Source organism: Streptomyces sp. NPDC086787 (assembly GCF_044745865.1).
GTDB lineage: Bacteria > Actinomycetota > Actinomycetes > Streptomycetales > Streptomycetaceae > Streptomyces.
The window spans coordinates 1,278,940-1,298,843 of sequence record NZ_JBIVBC010000001.1 but is presented as its reverse complement, the minus strand read 5'-3'; the positions used below and the strand labels follow the sequence as shown (position 1 = coordinate 1,298,843).

Sequence of the window (19,904 nt, the reverse complement as noted above, 5' to 3'; positions counted from 1 at the left end):
GAGTCGCTGTCGGATCCCTACAGTTTCGACCAACGGCGGTGCGCCCGCGTGAGCTCGCCGCACAGGGCGCGCAGGGTCGTGTCGCGCAGCACTCCGCGGTGCGCGAGGACGTTTCTCGCCGTGACCAGGTCCTGAAGCAGACGCAGGTCCTCACGCGGAAAAGCGACACCGCCCGCGTAGGCGGCCGCCAGCAGGGCGCCCGCCTCAAGTTGCCGGAACGCCTCCTCGGGGCGTTCCCGGTAGTGCTCGGGCGGCCGCTGGAGGTACGCCGCGACCAGTGCGTCGAGTGGCTGGGTCGCGTACCTGGCGCCCAGGCGGGCGAGCTGTTCGCGGGTGTCCTCTATCCAGGGGAACACCACCCGCTGCTGGGCCTGTCCCACCAGGACGGACAGTTCCGGGGGCGTGTTCTGCGGGCCGGCCGGGCACCAGGCGGCCGGATGGCGGCGGAGTCTGCCTTCCCACGACTGCACCACCCCCTGGGCCCAGGCGCGGCGCAGGGAGGATCCGGGGCGGCGGCGCGTACCGGCCTCGACGCCCGTGTCCGGGCAGTCCGCCGCACGGGCGATCAGCTCCGGATCCAGGCAGGAGCGGAGCGCCGGGGCGAGGCCGTCGGCCCTGCCGTCCCAGGCGGCCGTGAGCCTCCGGGCGAGTCCCAGGTCGAAGGCGCCGACCTCGGTGACGACCTCCTCGCGTACGGCGGCCAGGACGCGCTGCTCCAGGGACAGGGCACGGCCGGGGATCCGGTCCCGGGCGGCCGCCACCACCATGGCCGTGTCCAGGCGCCCCAGGGTGCCCCACCACCAGTGCACGGCCGTCGTCTCGATGCCCCGGTCCAGTTCACCGGTGAGCGCCTCGGGAACATCCCGCAGCCGGGCCACCACAAGCAGACGCGGTCGTTCCTGGGGAGGCAGGCCCGCGTCCTTCACGGCGGCGGTCAGGGAGCGGAAGAGCCGTTCGACGCCCGCGCCCCGGGTCGCGCCGCCGGGGCCGCCCGGCGGCGCCTGTGGCGGCTGGTCGTCCGGTTCGCACCAGGCACGCAGGCCGATCACCGGGCGCCAGCGGTTCGACCGGGACGTCAGCCGCCCGGCCACCTCGCCGGGGCCGCAGCCCAGTTCCTTGCCCAGGCGCTCGAACAGCTCGGGAACGGCGTGCTCGCGTCCCACGGGCGGGGCGGTGCGGACCGGTGCGGCGTCGGACCAGCCGATGTCGAAACCGTCGTCGAAGTCGAGACCGGGGAGATCGCCCCAGTCCTCGTCGGCGTTCCAAGGTGTCCCCGCCCGGTGGGCCGGTGCGTCCCGCTGCGGTGCCCTGGGTGCGGGCACGGCCGGCGCGACCGGTGGCTGTACGTCCAGGCGGTCCGGCGCGGTGTGCAGCGCGGCCCGGTACAGCTCCTCCGCCTGCCCGTCGCCGGTCAGGGCGTCGGGCAGCAGCCAGAGACAGTTGAGTCCGGCCGCGAGGTCGGCGGCGATCTCGCCGAGCTGACCGCCGACCCCGGGAAGGGCCGAAAGCGCCGTGCCTTCCCCGAAGGCCGTGCCGTCCGTGCCGTGGACCGTGCCGTCCTCCCCGTAGGCCGTGCCGTCCGTGCTGTGGGCCGTGCCGTCGCCGTACGCCGTCACGTGCTGTCCGCGGCCCGCGCGCGCAGTGCGCGGAAGGTGACGGGGTCGACCGCCATGCCCTTGTCGGCCTCGTCGATGATGCCGAGGTGGTCGAGGCGGCCCAGCCAGTGGCGGGTCTCCTCGGCCGACAGACCGGTGGCCGCCTCGACGTCGTCCACGGGGACGCCCTGGCCCTCCTCGACGTAGGCGGTCCACATCTCCAGCAGGTCGAGGTCCCGCGCGCTCAGGCCCGACGCCTTGATGTGCGCGTCCACGTTCGCCGGTTTGGCGGTGACGGCGCGGATGTGGTCGAGGGCGTCGTCCAGTGTCGCCCCACGCAGCGAGACGTCGGCGACCGCGATCTCCGTCCAGCGGGGCCAGCCGGAGGTCGCCCCGGTCAGCCGGTGCCGGTCCTCGCGGGACACGAAGGGGCACTCCGGCCAGGCCCGCAGGGAGTCCGCCGTCCAGCGGCGCGGGCGCAGGACCCGCACCCGCAGGCGCCGGCCCTCCTCGCCGGCCCGCAGGGAGCCGACGGCCTCCGCGTCGGCGACGACCAGGATGGAGCGGCTCTGCCGGTCCCTGCGTCCCTCGTTGCGCGGCACGGGCTTGTCGGCGGCCGGAGCCGCGTGCTCGACACAGCCCCGCAGTTCCTCGGCCAGTTCGGCGGCCGGGGTGCCGCGCAGGTCGGCGAGGACGACATGACCGGCCCGCGAGCGGGTCGCGGCGGCCGCCGTGAGCAGGGACCGCAGATCCACGCCCCGGTCCGCGCGGACGACCTTCACCCCACGGCCCTCGGCGAACGCGGCGACGGCCCGCAGCACCAGGTCGGGCTGGTGCAGTTCCGTCGCGGAGACCACCGAGACGCCCGGCTGCGCCGCCTCGTGGAGCTGGCCCTCGGTGAGCGGGCTGTAGCGCTGGACGCCGGTGCTGCTGTCGCGGCCGAGGACCCGCCGGGCGGCGCGCGGGTTGTAGTCGTAGGGCAGGCCGAACTCGGTCTCGTGCAGCTCCAGTTCCAGCTCCTCGCGGGTGCCGAGCATGTTGACGACGTTCGGGCTGCGTACGGCGAAACGCGCCCGGTCGCCCAGCCGGATCAGCAGCCCGAGCCCGGCCATCTCGGTCAGGTAGATCTCGGCCTGCTGCACGCCGCACCCCTCGAAGCCGTCCGGCCAGGCGTCCCGGGCCAGGTCCAGCAGTTCCTTGGCGCTGTAGTCGCCGCGGTAGCCGTCCTCCAGGCTGCGCAGTGCGATGACCAGGGCGAGGACCCGGTAGCGGTCCTCCAGGTTGATCGTGAAGCGCAGGCGTTCGGCGATCCTGCGGCGGAGCGTCTCGGAGGCCGCGACCTCCTGCACGTCGCCGTCGGTGATGGCGGTGGCCCGGCCGGTCAGCGCGTAGGGCCGCGAGTGCAGGGTGCGGACGAGTTCGCTGCAGAAGATCTGGACCAGGTTGGCCTGGTAGTTGGTGATGGCGAGGATCCGCCAGACCAGTTCCGGTCGTTCGAACACGTACCCGAGCGCGGCCATGGGCTCGGTGACGAGCCGGAGGGCGGCCTGTTGTTTGAGCGGTCCGACCAGGACGTCGGGCCCGCCGTGCGCGGTCGAGACGTTCGACAGGGCGCCGAAGCGCTGGACCTGGTGCAGTCCGGCGAAAACTATCTTGAAGCGCCGCTCGGAGTGCTCCATGAGCTGCTGGAAGCGTTTGACGTTGGGGAAGGTCGACTCCCCGCCCGTCTTGAAGGTCCGTCGCGAGTCGGCGGTCAGGAAGGCGTCGGCCTCGTCCGCGAGGACCAGCAGCCTGCGTGACTCGTCCGCGTCGAGCCAGTCGCCGAGCCGCCGCGCGATCGCCTCCGGTCCGGCCTGCTCGGACACCCTGTTGCCGAAGACTCCGCGCCGTTTGAGTTCGTCCGCGAGCAGGCTCCAGATCTTGTCCGGGGCCTCCGCCTGGCCTATCTCCGCCTTCAGCAGGTCGAGGTAGACGGCGACGTAGTCGGCGGAGGGGCGCGGGAAGATCCTGGCCACCCTGCGCAGCAGCGCGGACTTGCCGAGCTGCCGGCCGCCGTACAGGAAGAGTCCGCCGCGCGGGTCCATGACCTCCCGCATCTCCTCGTCGCGCCCGTAGAACACCTCGGGCGGGACCAGTCCCGCGACGAACGGCGTGTAGGGGTTGAACGCGGCCCAGGGCAGGGTCACCCGCTGGAGCGCCCGGAAGCTGCCGGGCGCCCTGGCCGCCATCCAGCCGACCACCGCGGGGTCGACGACCAGTGCCTGTTGGGCGCCCGACCGGGACGCGTCGGCCAGCCGGCGGCGTCCGTCGCCGCCCAGGGGGTGCAGATAGAGCACGACGTTGGCGTCGACGTCGGCGTCCTCCAGGTGGGCCAGCGGACCGTTCGCCCGCTGCTCCTCCCAGATGAGCTGGACGGTGTACGCGGTCGCCTGGGAGCCGAGCGCCGCGACATACCCGGTGCGTTCCACGACCCGCGCCCTGACCTTGAACCGGCGCACTCCCTGTATCCGGGTCTCCACGACGGGCTGACCGCTCGGCTCAAGGCCCAGCAGCCGCAGCACCCGCGGCAGATGCTGCTGCCACTCGCTGTTGCGGCCGTGCCGGGTGCACAGGGCCTTCCAGGAACGCAGCCCCAGTTCCGCGGCCTCGGTGAGCGGGACGCCCGAGCCGTACGCGGTCACCCACCAGTCGGCGTCGACACCGTCGCCGCCCGGCTTCGGAACGCCCGGGCCGGTCAGACCGGTGAGGAACACGGCGAGTTCGGCGCCGTCGTCCTCGGAGCGCTCCGGCAGCGGCTTGCCTCCGCGCGCGAGCGCCAGGAATTCCTCGGCGGTCACCGTGTCGCCCTCGGTGATGAGTTTGGCGATGCGGTCGTACTCCGCCTGACCGAGCGGGCGGCCCTGGGCGAGCCTCAGCTGTTCCAGTTCCTGGCGCTGTCTGCGGGTGGACCGCTGCACGAGCTGGGACAGCTCCTGCTGGAGCTCGTCGAGCCGTTCGATCGCGTGACGGTGGCGGCCGGTCTCCTCGCCGTGGGCGAACTGCTGGAGCCGGCCGGTGAACCGGCGCTCCTGATCGGGGGCGAGCAGGTTGAGGGTGCGCATCTGGGCGAGCAGGCCCGCCGCCGCCGTGTGCCGCCGCCGTACGGTCGTCCGCCAGTTCTCCTGGGTCTGCTGGAGCCGGCGTTCCGCGCTCTCGGCCCATTCGGCGTCCGTGATGTCGTAGCGGCCCGGGTCGTGCCGTACGGCCTCGACCAGGGCGCGCGCGAGGTGGAGGTCACCCCGGGTGAGATAGCCGCGCAGGGACTGCTCCGCGTCCGGTGGCGCCATGAGCGCCGCCATGCGGCGGGCGGTGCGGGGGTCCGTCAGGTCGGGCAGTCCGGCGCTGTCGCGCGGAAGGTCGGGCAGCGTGAGCAGGCAGTCGGCCGGGGGCCGTCCCTCGTCCTCGGCCGGGCGGCGGACCGACGGCGCGGACGGCGCCGTGCCCTCCAGCCAGTGGTGCAGCAGGTGCAGGGCCGCGCCGCCCACGCCCGGTGGCGGCGGCACGTCCCGCAGGTTGTGCCGGGCGGCTCCCAGCGCCGGGATGCCCGACTGGGAGGTGCCGGCGGGACGCGACAGGTTCGCGGCCACGGCGTCGGCCTTGGTGAGGATGTCCGCCACCGACCGGCAGGCGGCGTGCAGTTGGCGCAGGGCTCCGGCGGTTATCGGCTCCTTGGCCTGCTTGGAGGTGCGGAACCTGCTGTCGGTCTGTTCGATCAGCCGGTCGACGTGGTCCCCGCTGCGCAGTTGCTCGGCCCGGCCGCGGAACCCGGCGTCCGGGGCGGGGCCGCCGTTCGCCCACTGGGTGACGTCGCGCAGGGCGAGGCCGAGTTCGCCCATCGGGCCGACGAGGTACTGAAGGACACGGGTGGCGCGCTGGTACATCGTCTTGCGCCGGGAGAGGCTTTCCAGCAACTGTCCTGCCTGGCCTCCGAGTTCCTCCCGGAGGTCGTGCTCCTGATGCAGGTCGTCGGTGTACTGCACGCCGGGTTCGAAGGACCGTCCGTTGCGGACGGCGGCGACCAGCAGGCCGAGCAGGTCCTGCCAGGGCACCGCCAGCCCGGCCGGTGCCGAGTAGTCGCTGATCAGCACGTGGGGCCAGCAGGCGGTCAGTCCGGCGCGCAGGGCCGCGACGAGGGCGACCAGGTAGGCGTCACGGTCGTGGGCGAGCCGCGCCGGATCCATGTCGTGCAGGATCTGCGCCTCCGTGGCCTCCGGCTCGGTGCCGCAGCCGAACGCGGCGGCGGCGAACGCCAGCGCGCGGGCGCGGATCTCGGGTTCGGCGGACGCCTCCGTCATCCAGTAGGCCTCGTCCAGGCGGCCGTCCTTCACCAGCCGGACGACCGGCGGCTCCTGCCCGCTCTCCCACGGCGCGCGCACGTCCCAGTCGGCGTCGGCGACCGCCTCGGGCCACGGCTCCTGTTCGCGGATGACGTCGGGGCCGGGGGCGGGCTCGTCGGGGGTGTCCTGACGGGTGTCCTGACGGGTCTTCTGCTCGGGGGTGTCATCGAGGATGTCACCGGCGGGCGCGACCGGGTCCGAAGAGGTGCGGGCAGTGGGTACGGCGGTGACCGGCGTCGCTTCCGGTACGGCGGTGACGGGGGTCGCTTCCGGTACGGCGGGCGGGGACGAGGGGGGCGGCGGCGCCTCGGGCTCGTCGGGCCGCCGTGCTTCCGGGGAGGCCTCCTGCGCGGTCGGGGAGCCGTCACCGGCTTCGTCCGGGAAGGCTTCCCGTGCGCTCCCGTCGCCCGGTGCGTCCGGTTCCGCCGTGTCACGCGTGTCGGGCGTCGGCGTCGGCGTCGGCGTCGGCGTCGGCACGACCGTCCCGGCGATGCCTGGGGCGTCGGGTCCGTGGGTCTCCCCGTCGGTTGTCGGCGTCGGCGTCGGCGCGACCGGACTCGCCACTCGTCCGGGACCACCGCCCGAAGCGACCGGGTCCCCCGCGCCGGCCGCCGGAACCTCCTGGCTCGCCGCGCGCCCGGGGCCGCCACCCGGGTCGTCCGGACCCTCCACCCCGGTGCCGCCCGGTGCGGAGGTCTGTCTGCCGGGCGTCGGGGCGGCCGGGGCGGGCTGTCGTGAGGGGGCCGGGTGGCCCAGGGTGCGTTCCAGTTCGTCGATCTGGCCGCGCAGCCGGTCGCGCAGCATGCCGAGGGTCGCCGCCTCCTCCGGGTCCAGCGCGGCGCCGATCAGCGCGTCGTAGGACTCGGCGCGCGAGCGCAGGGCGGCGAGTTCCGCGCGGGAGTTCTCCAGCCGGGTGCGCTCGGCGGACAGCCAGGTGTAGTCGGACGCGTCGGGCCAGTCGACCCCCGCGTCCGCGCAGCGGCCCGCCACTCGGTCGCGCAGCCTTGTCCAGGCCGACAGGGCGTCCGTGACGTCGCGCGTCTCCGTGGGCCGCCGCCCGCTCTCCACGGAGTCCGCGGTCGCCCGGAGCAGCATGGCCAACGCCTCGCCGGCCTCACCGAGTTCGGTGAGCGCGACATCGAGGGTCTCGTCGCCGGAGGCGCGGACGGGCACTTCGCCCGCGTCCGTTGGCCCTGCTGATGTCACGACTCTCCTGAGGGTCTCGGCGGGTTGGACGGGCGGTTGCAGCTGGGCGGCCCTGCGCAGGCTGTCCGCGTGCTTCTGGGCCAGGCCGGCGGCCGGGAGTTCCCCGGGGCCCGCCAGGAGCAGTCCCTGCAACGCGCACAGGGCGAGCGGCGCGTCCAGGACTTCGAGCATGGCCCGCAGTTGTTCCAGCGTCGGATCCCGGACCACGTCGACGGGACAGCCGTACTCCTCCATCAGCGCCTTGCACGCCCAGGTCAGTCCGCAGCTGCCGACCAGTCGCAGCTGCGGCTGCCGCGCGCGGGCGATCCACACCCGGAAGGCGTTCACCTCGCGCCGGGTGACCGGCGTTCGGCCCGAGGACTCGTGGCGGCGTGCGCAGGACTGGTTGCGCAGACAGCGATGCCATGTCAGAAGACTGCGGATGTCCGGCTCGTCCAGCGATGACAGCCAGGCACGAAAATCACTCCCCCACCCTTGCATGACGTCATACTGCCACCGCGCAATCACTCTGAGGCATGAATCGGGGGCATTTCCGGTAGGACTCGGCGAAGCGCAGCAGCGATATCGGGTAGGGCGTGATCGCGACCGCGCGTCATACTGCACTGCGGCGCGTGCGCCTCACGAGACAACTGCTTGAGCGGACTTGAGCAGACTTGAGCAGACCAGCACCCATCAACTCATCGACTGGGGGAGCCACCTGTGGCCCACGGAATCGATCCGACCTTCCTCGCGCTACCGCTGCGCGCCCTGGCCGACGCCGCGCTGGCTCGCGCGCGGGCGCTCGGGGCCGAGCACGCCGACTTCCGGTTCGAGCGGGTGCGCAGCGCCTCCTGGCGGCTCAGGGACGCCAAGCCCGCGGGATCGTCGGACATCACCGACCTCGGGTACGCGGTGCGGGTCGTGCACGGCGGTACATGGGGCTTCGCGTCGGGCGTCGACCTGACCATGGACGCGGCGGCCAAGGTCGCCTCCCAGGCGGTGGCGATGGCGAAGCTGTCCGCCGAGGTGATCAGGTCGGCCGGGTCGGACGAGCGGGTGGAGCTGGCCGACGAGCCGGTGCACGCCGACCGGACGTGGGTGTCGTCGTACGAGATCGACCCGTTCTCGGTGCCCGACGAGGAGAAGTCGGCGCTGTTGGCGGAGTGGAGTTCCCGGCTGCTGGCGGCGGACGGTGTCAACCATGTCGACGCGTCGCTGCTCACCGTGCGCGAGAACAAGTTCTACGCCGACACCGCGGGCACCGTGACCACGCAGCAGCGGGTGCGGCTGCATCCGGAGCTGACCGCCGTGGCGGTGGACGGGTCGAGCGGCGAGTTCGACTCCATGCGCACCATCGCACCGCCGGTGGGCCGTGGTTGGGAGTACCTCACCGGCACCGGCTGGGACTGGGAGTCGGAACTGGCCCGGATCCCGGAACTGCTCGCCGAGAAGATGCGCGCGCCGAGCGTGACGGCGGGCGTGTACGACCTGGTCGTCGACCCGTCCAACCTGTGGCTGACCATCCACGAGTCGATCGGGCACGCGACCGAGCTGGACCGGGCGCTGGGTTACGAGGCCGCGTACGCCGGCACCTCCTTCGCCACCTTCGACCGGCTGGGCAAGCTGAGGTACGGCTCCGAGCTGATGAACGTGACTGGTGACCGTACCGCCGAGCACGGTCTCGCGACCGTCGGGTACGACGACGAGGGCGTCGCGGCACAGTCCTGGGACCTGGTGAAGGACGGCACGCTCGTCGGCTACCAGCTGGACCGCCGGATCGCGAAGCTGACCGGCCTCGGCCGGTCCAACGGCTGCGCGTTCGCCGACTCCCCCGGGCACGTGCCCGTGCAGCGCATGGCCAACGTGTCGCTCCAGCCGGATCCCGCCGGGCTGTCCACCGAGGACCTCATCGGGGGCGTGGACCGCGGCATCTATGTCGTCGGGGACCGGTCGTGGTCCATCGACATGCAGCGCTACAACTTCCAGTTCACCGGGCAGCGTTTCTTCAAGATCGAGAACGGGCGGATCACCGGCCAGCTGCGGGACGTGGCCTACCAGGCGACGACCACCGACTTCTGGGGCTCCATGGCGGCCGTGGGCGGCCCGGGGACCTATGTCCTCGGGGGTGCCTTCAACTGCGGCAAGGCCCAGCCCGGTCAGGTCGCCGCCGTCTCGCACGGTTGTCCCTCGGCCCTGTTCAAGGGCGTCAACATCCTCAACACCACCCAGGAGGCCGGTCGATGAGCGCGGGCACCAGCAAGGCTTACCAGCCGCACGAGATCGTCGAGCGTGCTCTGGAGCTGTCCCGGGCGGACGGATGCGTGGTCATCGCCGACGAGCACTCGTCCGCGAACCTGCGCTGGGCGGGCAACGCGCTGACCACGAACGGTGTCACGCGCGGGCGTACGCTCACCGTCGTCGCGACCGTGGACGGCAGGGAGGGCACCGCCTCCGGTGTCGTCAGCCGCTCCGCGGTGACCGCGCAGGAGCTGGAGCCGCTGGTCCGGGCGGCCGAGGCCGCCGCGCGCGGCGCGGGGCCGGCCGAGGATGCGCAGCCGCTGGTCACGGGCGGCCCGTCGTCGCCGGACTTCACGGACGCGCCCGCCGAGACCTCGTCGGCCGTGTTCGCGGACTTCGCTCCCGCGCTCGGCGAGGCGTTCGCCCGCGCGCGTACGGGCGGCCGTGAGCTGTACGGCTTCGCCAACCATGAGCTGGTCTCCACCTACCTGGGCACGTCGACGGGCCTCCGGCTGCGGCACGACCAGCCCAACGGCACTCTGGAGCTCAACGCCAAGTCCCCGGACCGTACCCGCTCGGCCTGGGCCGGGCGCTCCACCCGGGACTTCAAGGACGTCGACCCGGGCGCGCTCGACGCGGAGCTGGCGGTGCGGCTCGGCTGGGCGGAGCGGCGCGTGGAGCTGCCCGCCGGCCGGTACGAGACGCTGCTGCCGCCGACCGCCGTGGCCGACCTGCTGATCTACCAGCTGTGGTCGGCGTCGGGGCGGGACGCGGCCGAGGGGCGGACGGTGTTCTCCAAGCCGGGGGGCGGCACCCGGGTCGGCGCGAAGCTGGCCGAGCTGCCGCTGACGCTGCGCAGCGACCCGAACGAGCCGGGTCTTGAGTCCGCGCCGTTCGTCGTCGCCCGCTCCTCGGAGGGCGACCGGTCGGTGTTCGACAACGGACTGCCGGTGGGCGCCATGGAGTGGGTCGGCGAGGGCGAGCTGAAGCATCTGACCACCACCCGGCACAGCGCTGCACTGACCGGGCTGCCGGTGGCCCCGACCGGCGGGAACCTGATTCTGGACGGCGGCGAGGACCGCTCCCTCGAGGAGATGGTCGCGGCCACCGAGCGCGGTCTGCTGCTGACCTGTCTGTGGTACATCCGCGAGGTGGACCCGGCGACCCTGCTGCTGACCGGCCTGACCCGGGACGGTGTGTACCTCGTCGAGAACGGCGAGGTGACCGGCGAGGTGAACAACTTCCGGTTCAACGAGTCCCCGGTCGACCTGCTGGGACGGGCGGTGGAGGCCGGGCGGACCGAGAAGACGCTGCCCAGGGAGTGGAGCGACTGGTTCACCAGGACCGCGATGCCCGCGCTGCGCATCCCCGACTTCAATATGAGCTCTGTCAGCCAGGGCGTATAACCTCGTACCTGATTACGAGCACACTCAAGGAGACACGAGAACCGTGACGGACATCGTCGACGAGCTGAAGTGGCGCGGGCTGATCGCCCTCTCCACGGACGAGGACGCATTGCGCAAGGCGTTCGCGGACGGCCCCGTCACGTTCTATTGCGGCTTCGACCCGACCGCGCCCAGCCTGCACCTCGGCAACCTGGTGCAGATCCTCACGATGCGGCGGATCCAGCAGGCGGGCAACCTGCCGCTGGGCCTGGTCGGCGGGGCCACCGGCCTGATCGGCGACCCGAAGCCGACGGCGGAACGCACGCTGAACGACCCCGAGGTGGTGGCCGCGTGGGTGGCGCGGCTGCGCGGCCAGGTCGAGAGGTTCCTCGACTTCGAGGGGCCGTACGCCGCGACCATGGTCAACAACCTGGACTGGACCCAGGGGCTGTCGGCCATCGGCTTCCTGCGGGACATCGGCAAGCACTTCCGGGTCAACAAGATGATCGCCAAGGAGGCGGTGGCCCGGCGGCTGAACTCGGACGCGGGCATCAGCTACACCGAGTTCAGCTACCAGATCCTTCAGGGCATGGACTTCCTGGAGCTGTACCGCAGGCACGGCTGCACCCTTCAGACCGGCGGCAGCGACCAGTGGGGCAACCTGACGGCGGGCACCGACCTGATCCACAAGGTGGAGCCGCAGGCCGCGGTGCACGCGCTGGCCACTCCGCTGATCACCAAGGCGGACGGCACCAAGTTCGGCAAGACGGAGTCCGGCACGGTCTGGCTCGACGCCGAGCTGACCACGCCGTACGCCTTCTACCAGTTCTGGCTGAACGCGGACGACCGTGACGTCTCGAAGTTCCTGCGCATCTTCAGCTTCCGGTCCCGTGCGGAGATCGAGGAGCTGGAGCAGCAGACCGAGGAGCGTCCGCAGGCCCGTGCAGCGCAGCGCGCGCTGGCCGAGGAGCTGACGACGCTGGTGCACGGTGCCGACCAGACGGCCGCCGTGATCGCCGCGTCCCGGGCGCTGTTCGGGCAGGGCGAGCTGGCGGACCTGGACGAGCGGACCCTGGCGGCGGCGCTGTCCGAGGTGCCGCATGCCCGGGTCGCCGAGCTCGGCCCGGTCGTGGACCTGTTCGCCGAGGTGGGCCTGGTGGCCAGCAAGTCCGCCGCCCGGCGCACGGTGAAGGAGGGCGGTGCCTACGTGAACAACGCGAAGATCACCGCCGAGGACGCCGTCCCCGCCGTGGAGGATCTGCTGCACGGCCGCTGGCTCGTGCTGCGCCGGGGCAAGAAGAACCTGGCCGCGGTCGAGGTCACCGGCGCGTGAGACATGCGAAGGGCGGCCTCTCCGAGTTCCGGAGGGGCCGCCCTTCGCATGTCCACCGTTCAGATGCGGTGCTTCTTCTTTCCCCACAGCGCCATGTAGGCCATGTCGCCGAGGGCGACGATGACGATCGCGGCGACCAGCTGGAACAGATGCCTGGTCCAGTCGATGCCGCGGGTCTCCGCGACGCCCAGCGAGCGGGCGATGGCGTTGCCCGCGATGGCGCCCAGGATGCCGAAGATCGTGGTCAGCCAGAGCGGGCTGTGCTGCTTGCCGGGGATGATCGCCTTGGCGATCAGACCCAGCACGAAACCGACGATGATCGCCCACAACCAGCCCATGGCTGCCTCCTCGTCCGGATCGACGTGAGCATCACCGTAAGTGTCGGGTTGTCCGCCGTAAGGCGCATGCCGGATACGGCCATCCGGGGTACGGCCCTACGCGGCAGGGCGCAGCACGTTCGCCCAGGCCGGGGGGCACCCGGTCTCGAAGGCGGCGCAGGCGCGGCGTAACGTGGGAACCGGAGAATCCGACATGGGCGACACGGGGGATGGTGGGTGCGATGCGCAAGCAGCACGGCGTGGGCAACGCCCAGGTGTTCCGGATCACCGGGGCCCGGACGGGGCTCGCCGAGGACGTACGGACCCGGCAGCGGCGGTACATCATCTCGATGTCGGTACGCACCGTTTCGGTCATTCTCGCGGCCACGCTCTGGGGCGTCGAACGGCACGTCGCGCTCGTGGCGTTGGTCCTCGGGGCGCTGCTGCCCTATGTCGCGGTGGTGATCGCCAACGCGGGCCGGGAGCGCCCGCCGTCCCTTCCCTCGACGTTTGTGGCGGCACCGGTCAGGCCGATGATCGCGCCGCCGCAGGATGAGACCGAACAGGACCGGACGGGCCAGGCCTGAAGCGCCTGCGAGCCCCGGTGAGCGAACGGCGACTCTGCGTCAAGCTCAAGAAAAGCTCAGATCAATCATGCAGTTCCAGTGCCGGGCCGCGGGTTACCCGTGACATACTTCGTACGCGCTCCGCATCCCCCGTCGGAGCGACGGACCGACGCCGGGCAGCTCCCCCCGTGGCTGCTCGGCGTCGCCTTTGTGCGCATCCCGTTCTGTGTTCTGTGAGACGAATTCCGTGAGTGATACGCCCATCTGTTCCGCCAAGGGCTGCCGCGCCGACGCGGTGTGGGTGCTGGCGTGGAACAACCCCAAGATTCATACGCCGCAGCGACGCAAGACATGGCTGGCCTGCGAGGAGCACCGGGAGCATCTGTCGCAGTTCCTCGGCGTCCGGGGGTTCCTCAAGGACGTGGTGAGGTTCGAGGACTGGGAAGCGCCCGAGGGGGCGTAGCCCTCCCCGAAGTCCGGGCGACGGACCCTAGCCGCCGATCGAGGACATCGGCCGGTCGGGCTGGAGGAACGACGGGTCGTCCAGGCCGGATCCGGCTTTCTTGCCCCACATCGCCAGTCGCCAGATGCGCGCTATCTCCTCGTCGGGGGCGTCGGCGCGCAGGGCCGCGCGCAGGTCGGTCTCCTCGGTGGCGAACAGGCAGGTGCGTATCTGCCCGTCGGCCGTGAGCCGGGTGCGGTCGCAGGCGGCACAGAACGGGCGGGTGACGGAGCCGATGACGCCGACGCGGTGCGGACCGCCGTCGACCAGCCAGCGTTCGGCCGGTGCCGAGCCGCGCCGCCCGGCGTCCTCGGGCGTCAGCTCGAAGCGGGTGCGCAGGGAGGCCAGGATGTCCTGGGCGGTCACCATGCCCTCGCGCTTCCAGCCGTGCTGGGCGTCGAGCGGCATCTGCTCGATGAACCGGAGTTCGTAGTCGTGCGCCACCGCCCAGGCGAGGAGGTCGGGGGCCTCGTCGTCGTTCAGGCCCGGCATCAGGACCGAGTTGACCTTGACCGGGGTGAGGCCCGCCTCGTGGGCGGCTCGCAGTCCCTCGATGACGTCCTTGTGGCGGTCACGCCTGGTGAGCCGCTTGAAGACGTCCGGGCGCAGGGTGTCGAGAGAGACGTTGACCCGGTCCAGGCCGGCCGCCTTCAGGGCGTGCGCGGTGCGGCCGAGGCCAATGCCGTTGGTGGTGAGGGACAGCTGGGGCCGGGGTGCGAGGGCGGCGGCGCGCTCGACGATGCCGACGAGGCCGGGGCGGAGCAGGGGCTCGCCGCCCGTGAAGCGGACCTCCTCGACACCGAGCAGACGCACCGCGATGTCGATCAGGCGGACGATCTCGTCGTCCGTGAGCAGGTCGGGCTTGGCCAGCCACTGCAGGCCCTCCTCGGGCATGCAGTAGGTGCACCGCAGGTTGCACCGGTCGGTGAGCGACACCCTGAGGTCGGTTGCCACTCGGCCGTAGGTGTCGATGAGCACGTGTGCCCCTCCCTCGTTCGGGTCAGTCGTCTGCCGTCACTAGCGAGCCTACGTGACCCGGCCGACATCGGCGGGTGCCCGATCCGACGAGGTGGGGGGCGGCCGCGTCGTAGCTCCCTACGAGTGCCGCGGCGCGGCCGCCGGTGGTGGGCCTCAGTGTGCCCCGGTGCCGGTCAGGGACCGGACCTCCAGCTCCGCGTACTTGGCGGTGTCCGGGGCCTCCTTGGACAGGACGGTGCCGAGGAAGCCGAACAGGAAGCCGACCGGGATCGAGATGATGCCCGGGTTCTCCAGGGGGAACCAGTGGAAGTCGGCGTCGGGGAACATGGACGTGGCCTTGCCGGAGACGACCGGTGAGAACAGCACCAGGCCCACGGCGGTGACCAGGCCGCCGTAGATCGACCACAGGGCACCGGAGGTGGTGAACCGCTTCCAGAAGAGGCTGTAGAGGATCGTCGGCAGGTTGGCGGAGGCGGCGACCGCGAAGGCGAGGGCGACGAGTCCGGCCACGTTCAGGTCGCGGGAGAGCGCGCCGAGCAGGATGGAGACGGCGCCGATGCCGACCGTGGCGTACCGGGCCGCGTTGATCTCCTGCTTCTCGGTGGCCTGGCCCCTCTTGATGACGTTGGCGTAGATGTCGTGGGCGAAGGAGGAGGACGAGGCCAGGGTGAGGCCCGCGACGACCGCGAGGATGGTGGCGAAGGCGACCGCCGAGATGGTGGCCAGCAGGATCGCGCCCCAGCTGGAGTCGACCCCGCCCAGGTGCAGGGCCAGCAGGGGGGCCGCCGTGTTGCCCGCCTTGTTGGAGGTGATGATCTCGTCCGGCTTGATCAGGGCGGCGGCGCCGAAGCCGAGGGCGAGGGTCATCAGGTAGAAGGCGCCGATCAGGCCGATGGCCCAGATGACCGACTTACGGGCGGCCTTGGCGGTGGGCACGGTGTAGAAGCGGATCAGGATGTGCGGCAGGCCGGCGGTACCGAGGACCAGGGCGATGCCGAGCGAGATGAAGTCCAGTTTGGTGGTGCCCGTCGCACCGTACTTCAGGCCGGGTTCCAGGAAGGCGGAGCCCTTGCCGCTGTTGTCGGCGGCGCTGCCGAGCAGTTCGGAGACGTTGAAGTCGAACTTCAGCAGCACCAGGAAGGTGAGCAGCAGGGCACCGGCGATCAGCAGTACGGCCTTGACCATCTGGACCCAGGTGGTGCCCTTCATGCCGCCGATGGTGACGTACACGATCATCAGGACGCCGACCAGGGCGACGATGCCGATCTTGCCGCCGTCGCTGGTGATGCCGAGCAGCAGGGAGACCAGCACGCCCGCGCCCGCCATCTGTGCCAGCAGGTAGAAGATCGACACCACGATGGTGGAGACGCCGGCGGCCGTGCGGACCGGGCGCTGGCGCATGCGGTACGCCAGCACGTCACCCATCGTGTAGCGCCCCGAGTTGCGCAGCGGTTCGGCGACCAGGAGCAGGGCGACCAGCCAGGCGACCAGGAAGCCGACGGAGTAGAGGAAGCCGTCGTAACCGAAGAGGGCGATGGCGCCGGCGATGCCGAGGAAGGACGCGGCGGACATGTAGTCGCCGGAGACCGCGAGGCCGTTCTGGAAGCCGGTGAACTGCCGTCCACCCGCGTAGAAGTCGGCGGCGTCCTTGGTCTGGCGGCCGGCCCAGACCGTGATGACGAGGGTGGCGGCGACGAACACCGCGAACAGGGAGATGATCAGCGGCCGGTGCTCGCTCGCCTCGCCGGCGGCCAGGACGCTCTGCTGTGCGATGCTCATGCGCCGTGCTCCATCCGGGACTTGATGGCCTCGGCCTTGGGGTCGAGCTGGGCGGCGGCGTGCCGCGCGTACCACCAGGCGATGAGGAACGTGGTGAGGAACTGCGCGAGGCCCAGCACCAGGGCCACGTTGATGTTGCCGGCCACCTTGGTGCCCATGAAGTCGCCCGCGTAGCTGGAGAGCAGCACGTACAGCAGGTACCAGGCGATGAACGCGATGGTCAGCGGGAAGGCGAACGACCGGTAGGAGCGGCGCAGATCCCCGAACTCCGCGCTCTGCTGCACCGCGGCGAACTCCTCCGCCGAGGGGAGTGGGTGTTGCGCGTTCGATGGGGGCGGGGTCTCGGTTGCCACGGAATCTCCTGGGGTTACGGGCTCAAATGTGACGGGGAGCACATCGTCCTCGTGCTTCCTGTTCAAGGTCACGGAGCCACGCGAGGGGTGGTTCAACCGTCGCAACTTCTTTCGGAAGTCGGCCTCGGGGGGATAGCTTCGCCCTGCACCACCCGTCATGTACCTGCCCGAGCAGCACTGTGTCTCGGGCTGGTTTCGTTTTCAGGATGATGTGGAGATCCCATGGTTCATCTGCGCTCCAGACGGCGGCTCGCCCTCGCGGTGCCGGTAGTGCTCTCGTTGACCGCCTCGCTCGGCTTCCTGCCGTCGGCGGCCTCGGCGACCCCGCGAACGGCCCCGGCAGTCCACGCGGCGGACGGTCCCGCGCTGGCGTATGTCGTCAACACCCGCACGGACCACCGGACGATCGCGTCGGTGCGCCGCGCGATCGCCGCGCACGGCGGCAGCGTCGTCGCGTCGTACGACCGGATCGGCGTGATCGTCGTGCACTCCGCCAACCCCGACTTCGGCAAGGAGATGCGCGCGGTGCGCGGAGTGCAGTCCGCGGGCGCGACCCGGACCGCGCCGCTCAGCGCCGCGGGCACCACGGACGAGGGCGCCGTGCAGGTGCTGTCCAAGGCGGAGGCCGCGAAGGTCGAGCGCAGGGCGGCGGCCGGCGAAGAGCCGCTGGAGGCCGACCAGTGGGACCTGAAGGCGATCGGCGCGGACAAGGCGGCCAGGATCGACCCGGGCAGCCGCAAGGTGACCGTCGCGGTCATCGACACCGGAGTGGACGACACCCACCCCGACATCGCGCCCAACTTCTCCGCCTCCCAGTCGGCGAGCTGCGTCAGCGGCAAGCCCGACACCACGTACGGCGCCTGGCGGCCGGCGGACGCCGACCACTACCACGGCACACATGTGGCGGGCGAGATCGCGGCGGCCCGCAACGGCATAGGCGTGGCGGGGGTCGCGCCCGGTGTGAAGGTCGCGAGCATCACCGTGGCCCAGCCCGACTCGACGCAGCTGTTCTACCCGGAGAGCGTCGTATGCGCCTTCGTCTTCGCCGCGGACCATGGTGTGGAGATCACCAACAACAGCTATTACGTGGACCCTTGGCTGTACAACTGCATGGACGACCCTGATCAGCGCGCCATTGTCGACGCCGTCAACCGGGCGCAGCTTTACGCCCAGCACAAGGGCACGCTCAGTGTGGCCTCGGCGGGCAACTCCAACGACGACCTCGACGCGGACGCCCTCACCGACGCCTCCAGCCCCGACGACTCGACCGCCGTCACGCGGACGGTGGACCCGCACAAGTGCTTCGACGTGCCGACCCAGCTGCCCGGTGTGGTCACGGTCAGCGCGGTGGGCGTCAAGGGCGCCAAGTCGTACTACTCCAGCTACGGCAAGGGCGTGATCGACGTCGCGGGCCCGGGCGGCGACAAGTACCAGATCCCCGGCACTCCGTCGCAGAACGGCCGCATCCTGTCCACGCTGCCGAACAACCAGTACGGCTTCCTGCAGGGCACGTCGATGGCCTCGCCGCACGTGGCCGCGGTGGCCGCGCTGCTGAAGTCCACTCACCCGCACGCCTCCCCGGCCCAGTTGCAGGCGCTCCTCAAGGCCGAGGCGGACAACCCGGGCTGCCCGGCGGGTCCCTACGACGGGGACGGCGACGGTGTCGTGGACGCCACCTGCGTGGGCGGCAAGCACGTCAACGGGTTCTACGGGCACGGCGTCGTCAACGCGCTCCGCGCGGTCCGCTGAACGAACGGGAGACACAGACACATGACAGCGCCCCAGTCGCGCTACCGCCGCGCCATGGCGATTCCGCTCGGTATGGCCATGGCATCGGCTCTCGCCTTCCTGCCTAACGTCACGGCGACCGCGGCCGACGTCACCACGACGGCCGCCGGTGACTCCCCCTCGCTCAGCTATGTCGTGAACATCCACCCCGGGCACGGCGCGTCCGCACGCATGCGCAAGGCCGTCACCAAGGCCGGCGGCACGGTCGTGACCTCGTACGACCGGATCGGTGTGCTCGTCGTGCACTCCGCGGACCCGGACTTCGCCCGGAAGATCCGCAAGGTGCACGGGGTCGACTCGGCCGGCGCCACGCGCAACGCGCCGCTGCCCACGCAGTCGACCACCGACATCGGCGCCCCGCAGGTGCTCAGTGCCGAGCAGGTCGCGCGGACCCGGGCGGCCGACGGACAGGACCCGCTGGAACCACTCCAATGGGACCTGCCGGCCATCAAGGCGGACAAGGCACACGAGAAGACCCTCGGCAGCCGGAAGGTGACCGTCGCGGTCATCGACACCGGAGTGGACGACACCCACCCCGACATCGCGCCCAACTTCGACCGGAACGCCTCCGTCAACTGCGTGTCGGGCAAGCCGGACACGGCCGACGGCGCCTGGCGGCCCAGCGCGTCCGAGAGCCCGCACGGCACCCACGTGGCCGGTGAGATCGCGGGCGCCAGGAACGGCGTCGGCATCACGGGGGTGGCGCCGGGCGTGCGGGTGGCCGGCATCAAGGTCGCCAACCCGGACGGCTACTTCTACACGGAGGCCGTGGTCTGCGGCTTCATGTGGGCGGCCGAGCACGACGTCGACGTGACGAACAACAGCTATTACACCGACCCGTGGTACTTCAACTGCAAGGACGACCCGGACCAGAGGGCGCTCGTGGACGCCGTCACCCGGGCCTCCCGGTACGCGGAGAAGAAGGGCACGGTCAACGTCGCGGCGGCGGGCAACGAGAGCTACGACCTGGACTCCGACGCGATCACCGATCCGGTCTCCCCGAACGACGGCACCCCCTCGGACCGGGTGATCGATCCGCACCGGTGCTCCGACATACCGACCCAGCTGCCGGGTGTCGTCACGGTCGCGTCGACCGGCGCCAAGGGCCTCAAGTCGTCGTTCTCCAACTACGGCCTCGGTGTCATCGACATCGCCGCACCCGGCGGCGACTCGACGGCCTACCAGGCGCCGCAGTCCCCGGCGACGAGCGGTCTGATCCTCGGCCCGCTGCCGGGCGGCAGGTGGGGATACATGGCCGGCACCTCTATGGCGACACCGCATGTCGTCGGGGTGGCCGCATTGATCAAGTCAACCCATCCGCATGCCTCCGCCGCTCTGGTGAAGGCGCTGCTGTACGCCGAGGCCGACGCCACGCCGTGCACGGACCCGTACGACATCGACGGGGACGGCAAGGTCGACGCCGAGTGCAAGGGCCCGAAGAACCACAACTCCTTCTACGGGTTCGGCACGGCGGACGCGTTGGACGCGGTGACACGGTGACACCGAGGT

Annotated in this window: 13 protein-coding genes; 7 read left to right on the top strand and 6 right to left on the bottom strand. The window is 71.5% G+C overall.

What is annotated here, in order from left to right; genetic code table 11:
- Positions 1-17: 17 nt before the first annotated feature.
- Entirely contained in the window at positions 18-1,616 is a 1,599-nt protein-coding gene (locus ACIPK3_RS06005; RefSeq protein ID WP_402566797.1) for a hypothetical protein, read from the bottom strand.
- Positions 1,613-7,657, bottom strand: coding sequence for a hypothetical protein (locus ACIPK3_RS06000; protein ID WP_402566796.1), 6,045 nt, complete (start codon positions 7,655-7,657; stop codon positions 1,613-1,615). The genes ACIPK3_RS06005 and ACIPK3_RS06000 overlap by 4 nt, the downstream gene beginning before the upstream one ends.
- A gap of 219 nt (positions 7,658-7,876) precedes the next feature.
- On the opposite strand from ACIPK3_RS06000, the gene ACIPK3_RS05995 reads away from it, so the two are divergent.
- Genes ACIPK3_RS05995 through tyrS form a run of 3 tightly spaced genes read left to right on the top strand, consistent with a single transcriptional unit; the run spans position 7,877 to position 12,112 of the window.
- Positions 7,877-9,400, top strand: coding sequence for a TldD/PmbA family protein (locus ACIPK3_RS05995; RefSeq protein WP_402566795.1), 1,524 nt, complete (start codon positions 7,877-7,879; stop codon positions 9,398-9,400).
- Entirely contained in the window at positions 9,397-10,800 is a 1,404-nt protein-coding gene (locus ACIPK3_RS05990; protein ID WP_402566794.1) for a metallopeptidase TldD-related protein, read from the top strand. The genes ACIPK3_RS05995 and ACIPK3_RS05990 overlap by 4 nt, the downstream gene beginning before the upstream one ends.
- A gap of 43 nt (positions 10,801-10,843) precedes the next feature.
- On the top strand, positions 10,844-12,112 hold the full coding sequence (gene tyrS, locus ACIPK3_RS05985; RefSeq protein WP_402566793.1) for a tyrosine--tRNA ligase: 1,269 nt from the start codon (positions 10,844-10,846) through the stop codon (positions 12,110-12,112).
- Positions 12,113-12,171: 59 nt separating this feature from the next.
- Here the strand turns inward: tyrS and ACIPK3_RS05980 are convergent, their stop codons facing one another.
- A complete protein-coding gene (locus tag ACIPK3_RS05980; protein ID WP_402566792.1) occupies positions 12,172-12,450 on the bottom strand; it encodes a GlsB/YeaQ/YmgE family stress response membrane protein in 279 nt (92 codons plus the stop codon).
- Positions 12,451-12,671: 221 nt separating this feature from the next.
- Between ACIPK3_RS05980 and ACIPK3_RS05975 the strand changes: the two genes are divergently transcribed.
- Both ACIPK3_RS05975 and ACIPK3_RS05970 read left to right on the top strand, forming a co-directional pair.
- Complete coding sequence (locus ACIPK3_RS05975) at positions 12,672-13,016, top strand: DUF3099 domain-containing protein (protein ID WP_402566791.1); 345 nt, start codon at positions 12,672-12,674, stop codon at positions 13,014-13,016.
- Between the two features lie 226 nt (positions 13,017-13,242).
- Positions 13,243-13,458: a hypothetical protein gene (locus tag ACIPK3_RS05970; RefSeq protein ID WP_402566790.1), complete on the top strand. Its 216-nt coding sequence runs from the start codon at positions 13,243-13,245 to the stop codon at positions 13,456-13,458.
- Between the two features lie 27 nt (positions 13,459-13,485).
- Here the strand turns inward: ACIPK3_RS05970 and moaA are convergent, their stop codons facing one another.
- The 3 genes from moaA to ACIPK3_RS05955 form a co-directional block, all read right to left on the bottom strand.
- Positions 13,486-14,475, bottom strand: coding sequence for a GTP 3',8-cyclase MoaA (moaA, locus tag ACIPK3_RS05965; RefSeq protein ID WP_402566789.1), 990 nt, complete (start codon positions 14,473-14,475; stop codon positions 13,486-13,488).
- Positions 14,476-14,628: 153 nt separating this feature from the next.
- The gene (locus ACIPK3_RS05960) at positions 14,629-16,254 is read right to left on the bottom strand and encodes a cation acetate symporter (RefSeq protein ID WP_402566788.1); all 1,626 of its coding nucleotides are present in this window, start codon (positions 16,252-16,254) and stop codon (positions 14,629-14,631) included.
- Positions 16,251-16,607 (bottom strand): DUF485 domain-containing protein, encoded by a 357-nt coding sequence (locus tag ACIPK3_RS05955; protein WP_402566787.1) that lies wholly within the window; start codon positions 16,605-16,607, stop codon positions 16,251-16,253. Before ACIPK3_RS05955 ends, ACIPK3_RS05960 begins: the two co-directional genes overlap by 4 nt.
- 222 nt (positions 16,608-16,829) lie before the next feature.
- Between ACIPK3_RS05955 and ACIPK3_RS05950 the strand changes: the two genes are divergently transcribed.
- Positions 16,830-18,356 carry a S8 family peptidase gene (locus ACIPK3_RS05950; protein ID WP_402566786.1) on the top strand — a complete coding sequence of 509 codons (1,527 nt, stop codon included), beginning with the start codon at positions 16,830-16,832 and terminating at the stop codon, positions 18,354-18,356.
- Between the two features lie 21 nt (positions 18,357-18,377).
- Positions 18,378-19,895 (top strand): S8 family peptidase, encoded by a 1,518-nt coding sequence (locus tag ACIPK3_RS05945; protein ID WP_402566785.1) that lies wholly within the window; start codon positions 18,378-18,380, stop codon positions 19,893-19,895.
- The last annotated feature ends 9 nt before the right edge of the window (positions 19,896-19,904 follow it).